The 16,410-nt window shown below is 40.1% G+C and carries 17 protein-coding genes; 6 read left to right on the top strand and 11 right to left on the bottom strand.

Annotated features, from left to right (window positions below):
• Positions 1 to 66 precede the first annotated feature (66 nt).
• The 5 genes from ESY88_RS15735 to ESY88_RS15715 all read left to right on the top strand — a co-directional run bounded on the left by ESY88_RS15735 (position 67) and on the right by ESY88_RS15715 (position 4,227).
• Positions 67 to 804, top strand: a complete 738-nt coding sequence (locus ESY88_RS15735) for a hypothetical protein (protein ID WP_147088036.1) — start codon at positions 67 to 69, stop codon at positions 802 to 804.
• Between the two features lie 68 nt (positions 805 to 872).
• Entirely contained in the window at positions 873 to 1,166 is a 294-nt protein-coding gene (locus ESY88_RS15730) for a hypothetical protein (protein WP_147088035.1), read from the top strand.
• Between the two features lie 358 nt (positions 1,167 to 1,524).
• Complete coding sequence (locus ESY88_RS15725; protein WP_147088034.1) at positions 1,525 to 2,448, top strand: nuclear transport factor 2 family protein; 924 nt, start codon at positions 1,525 to 1,527, stop codon at positions 2,446 to 2,448.
• A 192-nt stretch (positions 2,449 to 2,640) separates the two neighbouring features.
• Positions 2,641 to 3,579 (top strand): NAD-dependent epimerase/dehydratase family protein, encoded by a 939-nt coding sequence (locus tag ESY88_RS15720; RefSeq protein WP_147088033.1) that lies wholly within the window; start codon positions 2,641 to 2,643, stop codon positions 3,577 to 3,579.
• Positions 3,580 to 3,891: 312 nt separating this feature from the next.
• Positions 3,892 to 4,227: a hypothetical protein gene (locus ESY88_RS15715; RefSeq protein ID WP_147088032.1), complete on the top strand. Its 336-nt coding sequence runs from the start codon at positions 3,892 to 3,894 to the stop codon at positions 4,225 to 4,227.
• Between the two features lie 62 nt (positions 4,228 to 4,289).
• Here ESY88_RS15715 and ESY88_RS15710 read toward each other — a convergent pair whose 3' ends face one another.
• From ESY88_RS15710 to ESY88_RS15675, 8 genes are all read right to left on the bottom strand, one after another.
• Positions 4,290 to 5,168 carry a PPK2 family polyphosphate kinase gene (locus tag ESY88_RS15710; RefSeq protein ID WP_147088031.1) on the bottom strand — a complete coding sequence of 293 codons (879 nt, stop codon included), beginning with the start codon at positions 5,166 to 5,168 and terminating at the stop codon, positions 4,290 to 4,292.
• A gap of 287 nt (positions 5,169 to 5,455) precedes the next feature.
• Positions 5,456 to 6,619 (bottom strand): sigma-54-dependent transcriptional regulator, encoded by a 1,164-nt coding sequence (locus ESY88_RS15705; protein WP_147088030.1) that lies wholly within the window; start codon positions 6,617 to 6,619, stop codon positions 5,456 to 5,458.
• 1 nt (position 6,620) lies between these two features.
• A complete protein-coding gene (locus tag ESY88_RS15700; protein WP_223270852.1) occupies positions 6,621 to 7,439 on the bottom strand; it encodes a hypothetical protein in 819 nt (272 codons plus the stop codon).
• A gap of 147 nt (positions 7,440 to 7,586) precedes the next feature.
• The gene (locus ESY88_RS15695) at positions 7,587 to 8,507 is read right to left on the bottom strand and encodes a mechanosensitive ion channel family protein (RefSeq protein WP_147088029.1); all 921 of its coding nucleotides are present in this window, start codon (positions 8,505 to 8,507) and stop codon (positions 7,587 to 7,589) included.
• Positions 8,508 to 8,511: 4 nt separating this feature from the next.
• Positions 8,512 to 9,825, bottom strand: coding sequence for an ABC transporter permease (locus ESY88_RS15690; RefSeq protein ID WP_147088028.1), 1,314 nt, complete (start codon positions 9,823 to 9,825; stop codon positions 8,512 to 8,514).
• Position 9,826: 1 nt separating this feature from the next.
• Positions 9,827 to 10,756, bottom strand: a complete 930-nt coding sequence (locus tag ESY88_RS15685) for an ABC transporter ATP-binding protein (RefSeq protein WP_147088027.1) — start codon at positions 10,754 to 10,756, stop codon at positions 9,827 to 9,829.
• A gap of 258 nt (positions 10,757 to 11,014) precedes the next feature.
• Complete coding sequence (gene dnaJ / locus ESY88_RS15680; RefSeq protein ID WP_147088026.1) at positions 11,015 to 12,151, bottom strand: molecular chaperone DnaJ; 1,137 nt, start codon at positions 12,149 to 12,151, stop codon at positions 11,015 to 11,017.
• Positions 12,152 to 12,205: 54 nt separating this feature from the next.
• Positions 12,206 to 12,748 (bottom strand): nucleotide exchange factor GrpE, encoded by a 543-nt coding sequence (locus tag ESY88_RS15675; RefSeq protein ID WP_147088025.1) that lies wholly within the window; start codon positions 12,746 to 12,748, stop codon positions 12,206 to 12,208.
• 211 nt (positions 12,749 to 12,959) lie between these two features.
• On the opposite strand from ESY88_RS15675, the gene ESY88_RS15670 reads away from it, so the two are divergent.
• Positions 12,960 to 13,640 (top strand): YceI family protein, encoded by a 681-nt coding sequence (locus tag ESY88_RS15670; RefSeq protein WP_147088024.1) that lies wholly within the window; start codon positions 12,960 to 12,962, stop codon positions 13,638 to 13,640.
• 69 nt (positions 13,641 to 13,709) lie between these two features.
• Here the strand turns inward: ESY88_RS15670 and ESY88_RS15665 are convergent, their stop codons facing one another.
• The 3 genes from ESY88_RS15665 to ESY88_RS15650 form a co-directional block, all read right to left on the bottom strand.
• Complete coding sequence (locus ESY88_RS15665; RefSeq protein ID WP_147088023.1) at positions 13,710 to 14,627, bottom strand: TIGR01777 family oxidoreductase; 918 nt, start codon at positions 14,625 to 14,627, stop codon at positions 13,710 to 13,712.
• A 511-nt stretch (positions 14,628 to 15,138) separates the two neighbouring features.
• Positions 15,139 to 15,825 (bottom strand): tRNA (5-methylaminomethyl-2-thiouridine)(34)-methyltransferase MnmD, encoded by a 687-nt coding sequence (gene mnmD / locus ESY88_RS15655; RefSeq protein ID WP_147088022.1) that lies wholly within the window; start codon positions 15,823 to 15,825, stop codon positions 15,139 to 15,141.
• A gap of 1 nt (position 15,826) precedes the next feature.
• Entirely contained in the window at positions 15,827 to 16,345 is a 519-nt protein-coding gene (locus ESY88_RS15650; RefSeq protein WP_147088021.1) for a DUF4920 domain-containing protein, read from the bottom strand.
• Positions 16,346 to 16,410: the final 65 nt, after the last annotated feature.

Below are 16,410 nucleotides of genomic sequence, written 5' to 3'. Positions count from 1 at the left end.
GATTGCTTTCATCTTATATTGATATACAGTAGTTTAGGTTAATAATAACCATAAAATTTATTAATCATGAAAACTTTAAAAACAAGCTTTTTTGCACTTTCACTGCTATTGATGCTGCCAATGATTTCACAATCCCAAGAACAAGAAAGTTTTATTATGAATCTAACCGAATTCACCATAAAATATGGCCATGACGGTAATTTTAAAGAGGGTGTGAAAAAATGGAACAAATGTTATAAGGACAATAACGGAACAGACACATGGAATGTATGGCATCGTTTGCAAGGCAAAGGAAATGTGTATGTGCTTTCCGGAAACATGGCGAATTGGGCCGAAATGGATAAAGAAGATGCAGCAGGAAAAGCATGTCGTGCCGTTGGTCTAGAATATATTACACCGCACATAGAAAGCACAGCATTCAATATGGCAAGGCCTATGCCCGAAATAAGCCGAAAAGCGCCTTTGGGAGACATGTCTATTGTTTGGGTAACAAGCTTTAAAGTACAAAATGATGCAGCCTTTAATGAAGTTATAAAGGACGTTATGTCTACTATGAGTTCAAAAGAAGGTGAGAGTAAATCCTACTGGTACAGTGTGATGGGCGGAGAAGATAGCGATTATTTTGTATCAACTCCCTTTAAAGACTTTGCTGCTCTAGACGTCGAAAGTGATGGTGTATGGAAGATCTACGAAAGTGTACATGGTAAGGCAAAAACAAAAGAGACTCGTACAAAACTAAGAGCATCGGTGGATAATATTTGGGACTATACTTATACGCTTGACAAAGAGATAAGTATGCAATAACTACTGAACACGAATGCTTTAAGCCCCACAAGTCTTTAAACATATGGCATATAAAAATCATTTGAAAAATGAAAACTATAGCTCTAATAGTACTTGCATTGGTCTTATTCGCAGCTTGCGAAAATTTAGAAAGCAGCATCAAACAAGAAGATGATTCGTTTAGAACCACCAAAACAAGCTTAAAAAATTACAATACCAAAAGTTACAATACCAATGTTTACGTTGACACTTCAGAAAACTATTTACTAAGGAATGACATAACAAAACGGCAAATGAAAATGGTACGAATAACTAAGCATGTGTTGCCAACTTCTAAAGTAGAGGGTTTGATAGTGACGTTGAAGAATTTGAAATGGAAGTAACCGATGACGCTGAGACACGGATGAATAGTTGGTTGGATTGAAAAGCCAAGAAGGCTGAAAATGGCAAATAAAAAATTGCCAGTTAAAGAAAAGAGCCAAAGAACAGGTATAGAAAATAGTGCTAAGACTTGGATCTCAAATAACAAAGCGCTTCAAAATAAATTATAAGAATCAATTTAACAGGCAGAACAAATTTGTGGGGACGATGTGTTAGCAATTGTGTTTTTCAGATTTAGTGTTTTAAAAGTTAATCAATATAACACCATTGCAGCTGCCTGTTTTAATTACACAAAACCTTGTAGGTTTTAAAACAATCGAAGTTTTATTTAATAGATACCCACTTTCGCGGGGAGTTAACATGAAAAAACTAATCTTATTGGGTCTTGCAATAGTCCTATTCACAGCTTGCGATAAACAAGACAAACGCTACACACAACAATCTCCAGAGATTGAAACGGTAAAAAAATTCCTTGACGATTATAACAATAAAGTCTATGACACATCAATCTATGCTGACAGCTCGAAATCCTTTTTTAATGCATCAAAGGATGAATTTATGTCACCAAGCGAAACCGTTGCCATGCACAAACAAAATGATGAATTATATTCTAAAAGAGGCTTTACCAATGAAGATCCTGAATATGAAATGGTCGTAACAGATGATGGTGAGACTTGGGTCAACTGTTGGTTGGACTGGAAAGGCACTCTTGCCGCCAACAACAAGGAATTTGAAATGCCAGTGCATTTGACTTACCGATTTGTCGATGGTAAAATTGTAAGGGAAGTTGCCATGTTTGATCCTTCAAAAATTGTTTTGGAAGTTCAAGCGATTGAAGCAGAAAAAAATATGTCTGTCGATGAAAAAACAATACTAGCTGCCGCCAACACCGCAATCAAAGCTTGGAACACCAATGACAAAGAGCTCATGTCTAGTTTTATGACTCCAGACATCTCAAGACTTACCGATGGTGTTAAAACTCAAAGCGGCACAAAGGAATATGGGGAAATGATGGATTCATTTCATAGTGCCTTTACCGGTTTTACGGTCACTATGAATAACATAGACATCAAAAACAATAAGGCCTATATCAGTTGGACAATTTCTGGAAAAAATACATCAACTTATATGGGAAACCCTGCTACAAACAAAGAATTAAGTCTTCCAGGTTTTAGCGTTTGGACATTTAATGGCGATGGTAAAGCTGTTGAAGAACATGCATATACGGATAATTTAGCGATGCTTCAACAATTAGGATATTCAGATCCTGCACCTCCCAAATAAGCTATTAAAACAGGCAGATGTATCGTGGAGAGAAATATGGCAATCGTAATGAACCGATTAGAGTTTAGTCTTAATTAATTCACCAAAACCGATTGCCATTCTGCCTTTTTTTTTAAAGCATAGACCTCACTTATTTCAATCCTAAAGGGAAAGGACTGTGAGGTTTTTTAAATACCAAAAATCACTATAGACATGAAAAAAGTAGGAATCATAGGAGGTTCAGGTTTTATAGGAAGCCACATCACACAACGGTTTTTAGAAAACGGATTTGAAGTTAAAGTCTCTGCAACCGACATTACAAAACAGGAAAAATATGAGCATTTGATGGAGTTGAATCATTCTGATCATCTTTACATCAGTGAACTCAATGTTGAAAATAAGGCACAATTAAAAGAATTTGTAAAAGATTGTGATATCGTTGTGCATGGCGGCACACCATTTCAATTAGACGTAAAGGATGCCAAAAGCGAGTTGTTTGACCCAACCATTAAAGGCACCGAAAACTTTTTGGAAGTCATCAACGAAACGCCAACGGTAGATAAAGTAGTACTCATCGCTTCGGTTGCAGCTTGGAACACCAATTTCCCATTTCCTGCAGGCGGGAGAATATCAAGCGATACATTTAGTGAAAAGAACACCGCTTTTATGAGCGACGAAAGCCACCCTTATGCCCAGGCAAAATTCATTGCCAATCAAACAGTCAATGACTATATCAAAACCCATCCAGACCTCGATTTTGAGATTACAAGTGTCTCCCCTGTTGGTGTTTTCGGGAAGTCCTTGTCGCAAAGAGAAGATTCAGTTTCAACAGGTTTACAATATTTAATCAAAAATAATCTTGCGCCCAACCCATACATCCAAATGTTTTACGATACAGATGTTGAAATGGCAATTGTGAATGTGCAGGACGTGGCAACTGCCATATACAAAGCTGCAACAATCTCTGGGTTACACGGTAGAAATTATTTGCTGAGTAGTGAAACCTATACAATTTCGGATGTGAGCTTAATGCTAAACGGAAAACCACCAAAACATCCCGCAAAGATCATTTATCAAAACCAGAAGGCAGAACGGGAGTTGGGCCAGTCATTTCAATCTGTAATGGACACTTTAAATCAATATTCTAATTGAAATCAAAACATCATGAAAGACGTCAAAAACCATTGGTCCAAAAAAGAACTGAAGCTCTATATCCTCATGTTCTGTGCAAAGGTAGAATTAAGCAGCGTGTCCCAAGACTCAGAAAAAAGAAGGTCATAAATGAACTACCCCGAGGCAAGCCCACAAGGTATGAATTGAAAGATTTTCTTTGTATTTCGAGGCAAGCCTTGGGGAGTAAAACCCTCTGGAGCGACTAAATAATACTTCAGAAAGTCTTTTTAAAAACAAATGTTTTAACCTGCCCCATAGATTCATCGAACCACAATGTAAAACAAAAACAAAATGACAACAAAATCAAACAACTGGACTAAGACCGAATTAAAGATCTATATGCTGTTGCTCTGTGCCAACGCAGATACTAAAGAAACCGAAGAAGAGCTAAAGTTCATCAAATCAAAAGTGGATGCTCCAACTTTCGAGCGTATTTACATGGAATTCAAAGCCGACACGGAAGACGAGCGTTTTGAAAAAATCGATGACAATATTCAAATACACGATTTTGAAAATAAGGAACTTGCACAGATGCGACGCGAGATGCACGAAATTTTCTACTCCGATTGCGATTTTAAGATGTTAGAGCGCAATCTGGATCGGATTATGGACAACATACTTTATTGAGAATTTTTCAATAGTGAGCTTCTCTTAAGGCCAAAAACCCTAACATTACCGAAGCCTACGGACTAATCATTGTTGAGCTGCTCACGGTAATCGTCCAGATTGGCCTCAATCTCAGGGTCCAATCTAGGTTCTTTGATATCGGTGTAAGTAATCAAGGTATCGTATAAAGTTCTAGCAACAATGTAGCGTGCAGTTGGCTTGTCATCGGCTGGCACGATATACCAAGGCGCATGGAATTTTGAGGTTTTATTTATGGCATCCTCATAGCAGGCTTGATAGGTATCCCAAAGTTTACGCTCTTCAAGATCACTTGGAGAGAACTTCCAGTTTTTTTCGGGTTTGTCCAAACGTCTTAGCAGTCGGTTTTTCTGTTCATCTTTAGAAAGGTGGAGAAAAAATTTAAAGATGATGGTTCCGTTTTCGGCGATGTGCTTTTCAAAGTTATTGATTTCCTCAAAGCGCTTTTCCCAAAAAGCTTCATTGATATCTTCCAGCGTATTGACATCGGGCAGGTTTTCCCCTAAAATGAATTCAGGATGCACGCGGGTTACCAAAACATTTTCGTAATGGGTTCTATTGAAGACGCCAAACTTCCCGCGAGCAGGTAAGGCGATGTAATGACGCCAAAGGTAGTCGTGTTTTTTCTCGAGATCGGTAGGTACCTTAAAACTGTGCACCACCACGCCTCTACTGTTGAAATCCTTAAACACCTCACGTATCAAACTGTCCTTTCCAGCGGTATCCATCCCTTGAATGCACACTAAAACCGCATATTTACCGTGCGCGTAGATTTTATTTTGAAAATCACCAAGATCTTCCCTTACCTCTTCCAATTCCTTTTCAATTTTCTTTTTATCGGCATCCAGATCAAAGGATGTAGATACGTTTTTAAGTTGGAATTGTTCCGTAATCTTAAAATCTTTGATGTCAATCTTTTTCATATGAGTGTTGAAATTAGCGCTTTGAAGAAGGTTAGAGTTCTAAAATTAAGAAAATAAAACGAAATAGACGTATTGGGTCTGAGTCTTGTGTATTCTGAAACGAAAAACAGAAAGTACAAATGGTTGAGACTCGTTTCAATCCTGATCGTTTGCGACCTGCCTTCCGAAGTAAAACTAGTGCCTTTGGCTTTTACAGATAGTAAACTACAAAAGCGCTAGTTCGATTAAAAATTAAAGTCTGCGAGTGAAGCGCCAGCACTTTGTTGCGCTGCTTAAAGAGCCCAGGCTTATTTCGACGCAAACATCCTCACGTCACTCTCGCTCACTTTGGCTTCTCCCAAGATGATCAAACGCTCCACCACATTACGAAGTTCCCTGATGTTTCCGGTCCAATCGTATTCTTGCAATAACTTTATGGCCTCGTCTGTAAATTCTTTTTTAGTGTTGCCTTGTTCTTCAGCAATCTTTGCTGAAAAATGCGCGATGAGCATAGGGATGTCAGCTCTCCTATCGTTCAATGCGGGCACTTGAATAAGGATGACTGCCAATCTATGGTAGAGATCTTCACGAAATCGACCTTCGGCAATTTCCTTATTCAGGTCTTTATTGGTTGCAGCAACGACGCGTACATCCACCTTGATATCCTTATCATGACCCACCCGTTGGATTCTGTTTTCCTGTAAGGCACGCAAAACCTTAGCTTGAGCAGAAAGGCTCATATCGCCAATTTCATCTAAAAACAAGGTACCGCCATTGGCCGTCTCAAATTTGCCGGCACGGTCTTTTACCGCACTGGTAAATGCGCCTTTGATGTGGCCAAACAACTCACTTTCAATTAATTCTGATGGTATTGCTGCACAATTCACTTCAACCAAAGGCCCTTTGGAGCGGTCACTTTTTTGATGCAACCAATGGGCAACCAGTTCTTTACCGGTCCCATTGGGTCCCGTGATCAATACCCGTGCATCTGTGGCAGCCACCTTTTCAATCATGTCCTTGATGTGGCCAATGGCGTCGCTGTTACCGATCATTTCATACTTTTTGCTCACTTTTTTCTTGAGCATGGTATTTTCAACTTTGAGCACTTTTGTATCCAACGCTATTCTTACCGTATTGAGCAGTCGGTTGAGGTCTGGTGGTTTTGAGATGTAATCAAACGCGCCCAATCGCATGGTATTGACGGCGGTATCGAGATCACCGTGACCAGATATCATGACCATTGGTGTCTCGGGCTTTATTTTCTTGACTGCCTCTAAGACCTCAACACCATCCATTTTTGGCATTTTGATATCGCAAAGCACGAGATCGTAATCTTCTTTCTTGATTTTTTCAATGCCAGCAAGGCCATCTTCAGCTTCGTCAACTTTGTAGGCGTCATTCTCTTCTGAAAGAATTTTTACCAGTACGCGCCTTATAGAAGCTTCATCTTCTATCACTAAAATTTTAGCCATATTATATTTTGAATTTAATTCCTGTTCTAAAATATAAGGTATTTTTTTCTTCTATGGTATAGATATCATCACGTTTGTTATTGCGCAATCTAAAATCGTTGGAGATGGTGTAGGCTGCATAACCGTAATACATGATATGGTCTGTAAAATAGTGCTCATACCCTAAACCTGCCAAGACCGTGGTCATGGAAATGTTTTCGGCGATTTTACCATTGACCTCCTTATTACCTTGAATGTTGGCAAAGAAGTTATCTAAGGTAAGAAATGCCTGAACATGGTTTGTCTTGTCAAATTTATAGCGTAAGTTGGTTTTTGGCACGCCCAGGGTGTAGGTCCAATCTGGATGGAACTCGCGATAATAGTTCAAGATAGGCAAAGGGAAATTTCGACCCGGGGTGGTGGTGTATTCCAAACCCATAATCAAGCGGTCTGGTATGCCATCTTTCCTTTTGGTACGATCTCTAATAAAGAATACGTTAGCAGCGTAGATATAATCGTCTGACCGCAACTTGGTCTCAAAATTAGACTGCAGTCTTACCGCAGCTTTAGCCGCATAATACCAATCGCCCTGTGTTTTATGAAGATAACCCAAGGAGCCTTCAATACGCTGTACAGCATTGAGATCATCAATTGAAAATGGCAGATCGTCCTGAAGGTCGAGCTTGGTATATCTGTACTCGCCGCCAATAATGATAAAATTGTCTTTTTTGAATTCTAAGGGTAACTGAAAAAGCGTTCTAAAGCGGCTCACACTGTTGCCCGTATTGTTGTTTGGCACGTTGAGATATTCCGCACGGAATAAATCTGAGGTTTGTGCCATTAGTTGTTGTGAAAAACCAAGCATAAGCCCAATAATCACAAATTTTAATGTTTTTGATATCACGTGAGCTATAGTCCTTTGTTGGGTTTGTGTTGAATTAAACAATTGGCATTGGGGCTGTTCTCTTGATTTTGAGATATGGGTACACTATTCTTTTACTTTGGAAGTATTTACGTGTAAACCCAACGTTTGGTCTTTTGCCTGAATGATGTGAAGGTCCCTTTGCGGAAATGGTATAACAACTTGATGTTCCCTAAATAAGCGATCTATCTCAAAACGAATGTCACTCTTAGGAAACTGTGCCCTAAAACTGTCACCCAGCGTGAACACAACCTTAAAGTTCAAGGAACTCTCTCCAAAATCTGTAAAAACCACCGTGGGCTTAGGTTCACTAACCACCTCTTCATGTGAGGTTGCCGCTTCCAAAAGCAGTTTTTTGACCAATTGCACATCGCTACCATAGGCCACGCCAACCTCAACGCTTTCTCGGGTCAAGACCCCATTTTGGGTCCAATTATACAGGCTATTGGTCAAGTACAAATGGTTGGGTATGACCAACACTTTATTTTCAATGGTCATGGCTCGAGTACTGCGCAATTTAATCTCTACGACCCTGCCCACTTTACCTTCTATCTCAATGACGTCGCCAACATGCACTGTTTGATCTACCAGAATAAGCACTCCAGAAATGATATCCTGAAACAAGGTTTGCATCGCTAAACCAACACCTATCAATAAGGCTGCTGAAGCTGCAAAAACCGCCGTGATGTTAACACCTAATGAATTTAAGGTCACAAAAAAGATCACGAGATAGATCAACCATCTAAAATAACCAAAAACGACCTTGAATTTATCCTTTTCTTCCTTCGGAAGTTTTCGCGTCAACAATCTAAATACGAGTCTCAAAATGATAGTAGTCAGAAAAATAACCACAACCAGCAAGAGCATATCAAAAATAGAAATAGTTATATTTTCTGTAACATCAATATATTGCCCAAAAAAGGTTTTTAGGCCTTCCCAAGCGCCGCTCTCTGAAATCTTATCCTCGATTTTTTTTAGATCCTGCATTATATTAATACCTCAACCATTTAAATAGCTCTTTGTAGCTCGGTTTCTTACCGTACATCAAAATACCCACACGATAGATTTTTGCTGCAAACCATACGGTAAACGCAAAAGTGCTCAACAAAATTGCCAGAGAAAGCACTTGTTGCCAAATGGGCACCCCAAACGGAATGCGCATCAACATGACTACAGGCGATGTAAAGGGAATGAATGAAAATACAGTGGAAACTGTGCCATGCGGATCTTCGATAACTGTGAATAAACCCACATAAACCGACAAGATCAATGGCATAATGATAGGCAACATAAATTGCTGAGTATCGGTCTCGTTGTCAACCGCTGCCCCAACTGCTGCATAAAGTGAGCTGTACAACAAGTACCCTCCAATAAAGAATAAGAGAAAGGCAATCATAAGATTGGCCAGTGGCAAATTGAAAAACGATTGAATGGCCAACTGCACTTCGTTGGATACTGTAGGATTTGCCATCGCATCCTGCATCATTTGTTGTTGCGGTGTTTGTAGATCGGCTATACTAATTCCTAAAATGGCGGTCAATGCAAATACCAAGATACCACCTAAAACCAGCCAGATCGCAAATTGGGTGATTCCCGCAAGTGAGGTGCCTATGATTTTCCCCATCATAAGCTGTATGGGCTTGACTGAAGAAATGATGATTTCAATGATTCTGCTGGTTTTTTCCTCAATCACGCTGCGCATGATCATGTTTCCGTAGATGATGATAAACATGAAGAGCAAATAACCGGCTGCGCCACCAAACCCCAATTTTAGGTAACTGTCCAATTTTGAAGTCTTTTGGCCCGAGAAGGTTTCTTGAGCAATGTTCACAGAGGTTATTGAGGCTTTTATCTTGTCAAGATCCATACCATCCAACTGCAGTTTGGTTTCTGAAAGTTTTTTCTCAATTTTCCGCTCAAGTCCAGATATTATGGACAAGGAAGGTGATTCATCTGAAAAGAAACGCACCCTATCCACCACATTTAGACTGTCTTTACTTTTGGAAATGTACAACAAGCCAAAATCGCCATCCGTTTCAACCAGCTCCTTAGCGCTCTCTAGGGTAATTCCATCTAAGACTTTATATGAAGTGTACTCTGTATTTTCAAAAAGGCCGCTTACCAATCCGGTATCGTCCAAAATGGCTATGCTGCGCAGTTTATCGTTATTTAGCTGTGAAAGATAGGCAACCACTGCAATGAGTGCCACCCCCACCAAGGGGCTCACAAAGGTCATGACGATAAAGGACTTGTTTCTAACTTTGGTCAAATATTCCCGCTTTATAATGAGTGGTAGGTGATTCATCTTAATTATTTTTTACAGTATGGATAAAAATATCACTGGCACTGGGAATCACTTCCACAAAATGGTGCACTTCAGCATTGGAGGTCAAGAAATGCAACAAATCGTTGGATGAGTTGTTGGCGTTCAACTTGACGTTCATCTTAAGGTCATCATTCAAATTCTTGAAAGTCGCTGGAAGCACCTCAAACCGAGTCTTTATGGCTTCAGTCACTGTTTGCACTTGATCTGTTTGTAAGCCAACCTCAAAGGTGTTGGTTTTGAACTGCCGCTTTATATCGGTAAGCTTTCCGTCGAGAACCTTGTTAGATTTATGAATCAAGGCGATATGGTCGCAGAGTTCTTCAACAGATTCCATGCGGTGGGTAGAGAAAATGACCGTAGCACCTTCATCTCTTAGCTGAAGGATCTCATCCTTGATCAAATTGGCATTGATGGGATCAAAGCCTGAAAAGGGTTCATCAAAGATCAATAATTTGGGCTGATGCAACACCGTAACGATGAACTGTATTTTTTGTGCCTGGCCTTTACTGAGTTCTTGGATCTTTTTGTTCCACCAATCGCCAATATCCAATTTATCAAACCAGTATTTAAGGCGGTCCTTGGCCTCTTGTTTGGTCATGCCTTTGAGTTGCGCCAAATAAAGTACTTGCTCACCAACTTTCATCGATTTATAAAGCCCACGCTCTTCTGGCAGGTAACCTATGTTTTGAATATCATTGGGCGTAAGAGGCTTACCGTCCAATAGAATCCTGCCTTGATCTGGCATGGTAATTTGGTTGATAATCCTAATGAGCGTCGTTTTTCCAGCACCGTTAGGCCCAAGAAGACCAAAGATACTTCCTTTGGGAACGCTAATAGATACATTGTTTAATGCTTTGAAATCTCCGTAACTCTTCGATACGGAATCTGCAACTAAAAGATCGGTGGTCATTATCAAAAAAGATTTTATGCTAAAAAAAATTAGCGTGCAAATATATAAAGGATAAGCCTGTAATAAGCACTATAGCCCTTAAAATTTCAAACGTCAAGACAAATGTGGCTTTATAGCGGCAAGTAGTAAAAGGTCAAAAAACAAAACCCACCCTTAATGAATTAAGGATGGGAAAAAATTGCTATGAAAAAGAAAAATTATCACTAATCTAGATTAGTGATAATCAAATATAGTGTTTTTTATTAAACTAAAGTAAACTTATGAAAACATATCCTTAACTTTTTCAAAAAAGGACTTGTCGCTGCTTTCTGGTTTTGGTTCAAAATGCTCATCATCTTTCATGGCTTCAAAGAACGCTTTTTGGTCTTTGTTAAGGGTTTTTGGTGTCCAAACATTAACATGAACCAATAAGTCCCCACTGCCATAACCGTTGATGCTTGGAATTCCTTTACCGCGTAAGCGCAAAATTTTACCAGATTGCACACCAGGCTCTACTTTGATTCTCACTTTACCGGTAACGGTATCGATTTCTTTTGAAGTGCCTAAAACTGCATCTGGCAAACTAATATACATGTCGTAATGCAGGTTATCGCCTTCCCGTTTGAGTGACACGTGTTCTTGCTCCTCGATGACAACCAACAAATCTCCAGGAATACCATTACCAGGGGCTTCGTTACCCTTACCTGTTACCTTTAACTGCATGGTATCTACCACACCAGCTGGTATTTTCACTGAAACAGTTTCCTCATTTACAATAAGTCCCTGTGCATCGGCATCACTGGATTTACTGTCAATACTTTGGCCTGCACCGCCGCAGGTGGGGCAAGCAGAAGCCGTTTGCATACGTCCCAAAATAGTATTGGTAACTCGCGTCACTTGGCCTGCACCATTGCAAGTTTGGCAGGTTTTGTAAGTTGTGCCAGGCGCCTGTACCTTACGTTTTACTTTTATATTTTTCTCTACGCCATTGGCTATTTCCTCAAGTGTGAGCGTTACCCGAATTCTTAGATTGCTGCCTTTTACGCGTCTTTGGCCACCGCCGAAACCGCCGCCAAAGCCGGAGAAACCGCCGCCACCGCCGCCGCCGCCGAAACCACCTCCAAAAATATCGCCAAATTGGCTGAAGATGTCGTCCATGTTCATGCCACCGCCATTAAAGCCACCAGCACCGTCAAAAGCTTGGTGACCAAATTGGTCATAACGTGCTTTTTTATCGGCATTGCTCAACACTTCATAAGCTTCGGCTGCTTCCTTAAACTTAGTTTCAGCCTCATGATCATCTGGATTTTTATCTGGATGGAACTTGATGGCCATTTTGCGGTAAGCCTTCTTAATTTCGGCCGCAGTTGCGTTTTTTTGTAAACCTAATACTTCGTAATAATCTCTTTTTGCCATATCTCTTTCTTTTATTCTTCTAGGGTAAGAAAAATAATCATTCGTTATTCAATTTTACCTTCCTATTACAACTTTAGGAAAACGTATAATGCGCTCGCCCAGTTTGTAACCCTTCTCTACCACCTCAACGATCTTGCCTTTTAAATCATCACTTGGCGCCTCAACTTGAGTGATTGCTTCATGCATATCGGCATCAAAAACGTCTCCTGCCTCAACTTGTATGAGCTCCATTCCTTTTTGATTTAGGGTATTGACCAACTTATTGTAAATCAATAGCACCCCTTGTCTCATGGCTTCCGCCTCCTTATCGTCTTGACTGTGCAACATGGCACGCTCAAAATCGTCTAAAATGGGGAGTAGCGCCGTCATTGTATCTTGACTTGCCGTTTTAAAGAAATCCATGCGCTCTTTAGAAGTTCTTTTTTTATAATTTTCAAATTCTGCGAACAAGCGCATGAATTTGTCTTTTTCTTTTGCCAAATCGGCGTGCAGCTGCTCCTCGGTGGTTAGCTCGTCCTGTTCGGTGGTATCTGCTGTATTGGTTTCTTCTTGCAGTTGTGATTCTTCAAGAGTTTCTTCGTTATCTTTAGTACTCATAAAATTGTTCTTTTATAAACTTCTATTATGTTCCATTCAATGAAAGCAAACGATGGTCTGCAATCGGTTTTAAGACTGGCAAAAGTACTGCCAATAATGCTAAGATGTCAAAATGTCATCAAAATTCTTAAGCCGGTATTTGAAGTGTTTTGACCATTCGGAATACATTCCTTACTTTTGTTTTCAATAGTATAATTATAAATCATTATCCATGAAAAACAGACCGTACATCAGGCTTATGCTTTTCGCCGTAATATTTACTGCACTGAGCTGCCAAGACAAAGCTAAGAAATCAAATACCAGTGATGCTCAGGCTGCAGCTATGAGCGCAAGCAACCATTCTCAATTCGAGTTGATTATTGAGGAATCTAAAGTTGATTGGAAAGGCTTTAAACCTACTGGTACCCACACCGGTACCATCGCCCTAGAGAAAGGGGATTTAGCCACCGATGGTGGGAAATTACAAAGTGGTACCATTGTAATTGATATGTCCTCCATTAATGTGACCGATTTAGAAGGTGATGACAAGGCCGATTTAGAAGCACATCTCAAGGGAACGGTCGCAGGCAAGAAAGGCGACTTTTTTAATACCACCGAGTTTCCTAAAGCAATTTTTGAAATCACATCCACCGAGTCTTTAGCAGCCGGAAAGACCACACTCTCTGGAAACCTTGAGATGCTAGGTCAAAAACACAATATTACCTTCCCTGTAAACATTACCAACTCTGAAGATATGATGACCATTGAAAGCAAGGCTTTTACTATTGATCGTACTCAATGGGGTATAAATTATGGGTCTAAATCTGTTTTTGACAACTTGGGCGATAAATTCATCAATGATGAAATTGAATTGAAGTTTACCGTCAAGGCCAAGAAAGTTTCAGCAGAATAAAAAAGTCAATTAAAAAGCCATTCAATTTGAATGGCTTTTTTTATGAGGTACTACTTTAACACTATGCGCTTAAGATTCACTGCCCAACAAATCCTGAATCGCTGGCTCCAGATGTACCCATCTAAATTCAAAGCCTTCCGACTGGATTTTATTGGAACTTACCCGTTGACTTTCAAATAATAGAATATGCATCTCGCCAAGCGCTAATTTCATTACAAATTTTGGAATATTAGGAAGCAACAAAGGTTTATCCAACACCTGAGCCACGGTTTTGGTGACCTCTGTATTGGTCACGGGATTTGGTGATACCGCATTGTAGATTCCTTCAAGATCATTTTGCACCGCATACACAAATAAGCGCGCCAAGTCTTTGACATGAATCCAAGATTGCCATTGGTCGCCACTGCCAAATGCTGCTCCAGCGCCTAATCTAATGGGTTTAGCCATTTCGGGCAAGGCGCCTCCTTTATTAGAAAGCACCAAGCCAATTCTAATTTTTGCGACACTTATGCCAAGCTCCTTAAACTCATCTACAGCTGCTTCCCATTTTTCTACCACCTGGCCCAAAAATGAATCGGAAACTTTTGTGAAATCCTCTTCATAGTAATTGGTCAAGGAATCTGGATACAGGCCAATCGCACTAGCGCTGACCATTTGCTTTACGGGAAAATTATGTTTTTTTATGGTATTCTTTAAAAGTTCGGCAGTTTCGGTGCGGCTTGAAATGATTTCCTTTTTATAATCGCTGGTCCAGCGTTCGGCAATGGTGGCACCCACCATATTGATGATGGCATCCACGCCCTCAAGACATTTTGGGTCAATTTCGTTTTCGTTGGGGTTCCAGTAAAAACCTTGGTAATTCTCCTTTGAAGACAACTTGTCTTTAGAAGTCGTGAGATAATTTACAGCAATGCCTTTATTATGGCAAACTTTTACAATTTCGCTGCCAATCATTCCTGTTGCTCCCGTAATCAAAACTTTTTTCATAGTTTTAAATGTAATGAAAATGCAGCCTTAACACATCTACTTTAGTAAGGGTTTAACTTTATTGATTTTAAGATTGTCTTCTTTCCGAAGATGAAGATGAAGATGAAGACGAAGATGAAGATGAAGTTGAAGATGAAGTTGAACTTGAACTTGAACTTGAAATTGAAGACGAAGATGAAGTTGAAGTTGAAATTGAAATTGAACTTGAACTTGAAATTGAAGACGAAGATGAAGACGAAGATGAAATTGAACTTGAACTTGAAATTGAAGACGAAGACGAAGATGAAGATGATCCCGATAGCTATCGGGAGAACTTGAAACCTAAACCACAAACCTAATGTTCAAAAGGGAAGGCGCTATGAGATCGTTACTAAGCCAATTCGTGTTGGAAACTTAAAATCAAAAAGATTTATAAACAAATGAAATCTTAGGTTTCGATTTTACAAACCCCTTACCTACACCCCACAACCTACAACCTACAACCTGCAACCTCATCCCTAATGCCTAATCCCTACTGCCCACTACCTTTCTTAACCGCCCGCAACATTTCCCGTTTCCCGGGAGGGCCTGCTAATCGCTCCACCTCAAAACCCACAGCTTGCATGGCACGACGCACACTGCCTTTTGCTGAGTAAGTGGTTAATACACCGTTGGGTCTCAAAGCATCGAACATGAGTTTGAAGATGTCTTCAGTCCACAATTCGGGTTGAACTCTTGCGCCAAAGGCATCAAAATAGATGAGATCATAAGCGTTCACTTCAGCGATGTCCTTGAAAAAAAGTTGCTTTTTGGTTAGTGTGAATGCTTCGGAAATGGCATGCGGCTCTTCCCAAGAGCAGTTGTGCAAGCGATCAAATCGATGCTTATCCATTTGAAGTTGCTCCACATAATTGAGTTGCTGTAATTCTTCCGAAGAAACAGGAAATCCTTCAACGCCTACATAGTTGATATGAAGCTTCAATGCTTCCGCAGTCAACAAGCTAAGTATGGCATTGAGACCGGTACCGAAACCTATTTCCAAAAGCGAGATGCCTTTTTTTTCTGCAGAAAGTGCTTCAGAACAAAAAAGCAAACCGTGTTTGATGTAGACATGGTTTGCTTCTTGTATGGCACCGTGAACGGAATGGTATTGCTCGTTCCAATCTTCGATTTGGATGGTGGCTGACCCGTCTTCAGTAATAATTATTTTTCGTTGCACTTTAAATGGATTTCAAAAGCACACCGTCGGCCTCAAAGGAAAATGTTTTTTTAGGCGCTGTGATCAAGGCGATTTCCTCTTTGCTGGCACCACCATCTTCGGCATAATGACGTTGCTCATCAACAGGCACCTCATTTACATAGGCCTTACCGTTGATGATTACCTCTTTACCAGCAATGTCTTTAGGCATGAAAAAGCCGTAATCCTTAAACTTAACCATTGCTTGCTCACCATTTTCCAAATCCAGTTTCATCCAACATCCTTTGGCTTGGCAAACCTCGTCAACCTTCGCCATGACCTTGGCATCCATAGAGTCTCCCACAGTCATGTTTTGATAAGCCTCGGTCATTTTTTTGGTATTCATCGCGTTGTTTGCGTCGATCTCCTTACCAAATGATTTATAAGCGATTTCCTGTTCCATTTGGGAATCTTCAGTAGCAGCAACATCGGCCGTTTTGCTTTCCTGCTTACAAGCCAACAAACTACTCACTACTAATACTAAGACGATTATGTGTTTCATTGCTTTGTCTTTTTAGGGTTTAGGTCTTCAAAAGTACACTTTTTTTTAGAAAACATTCACTTTTT

The organism is Subsaximicrobium wynnwilliamsii (assembly GCF_007997225.1).
Classification (GTDB): Bacteria; Bacteroidota; Bacteroidia; order Flavobacteriales; family Flavobacteriaceae; genus Psychroserpens; species Psychroserpens wynnwilliamsii.
This window is presented reverse-complemented; position numbering and strand designations above follow the sequence as displayed.